General features: G+C 54.1%; 1 protein-coding gene. It reads left to right on the forward strand.

The window, feature by feature from the left end; translation table 11 throughout:
* The coding region (locus tag G9F75_RS19690) for an AMP-binding protein (protein WP_167409336.1) at positions 1–505 on the forward strand (505 nt) is incomplete at both ends.

A 505-nucleotide genomic window follows, 5' to 3' on the forward strand; every position in this document is an offset into this window, starting at 1 on the left:
TTTCTGTGCTTGCCGTGTTAAAAGCGGGCGGCGCCTATGTGCCGCTTGACCCGGAGTATCCTGAGGACAGGCTGCGCCATATGCTTGATGACTGCGGCGCCTGCCTCCTGCTTGCACAGCCGGGGTTATCCCTTTCCGGTTTTTCCGGAGAAACGCTAGAAGTGTCTCTTTCTTCTTTGACAAGTGAGACGGAGACAGGGGCTGTCTCTGAAGAAGCGGATGCTGATTCGCTCGCTTATATCATTTATACGTCCGGTTCGACGGGAACACCGAAGGGAGTGGCTGTTGAACACTGTCAGGCCGCCGCCTTTTTATCAGGGATGCAAGGGCAGTTCCCGTTAACGGAAGAGGACATCATCGTGCTGAAATCATCCTTTTCATTCGACGCCTCCATCTGGCAATTGTTTTGGTGGACGATGTCCGGCGCCTCCGTGTATCTGCTTCCTGCCGGATGGGAGAAAGATCCTGTGCGGATGATTGAAGCGTTTGCCTCAGAAAAGGTGAC

The organism is Bacillus sp. EKM208B (genome assembly GCF_011800725.1).
Classification (GTDB): Bacteria; Bacillota; Bacilli; order Bacillales; family Bacillaceae; genus Bacillus; species Bacillus velezensis.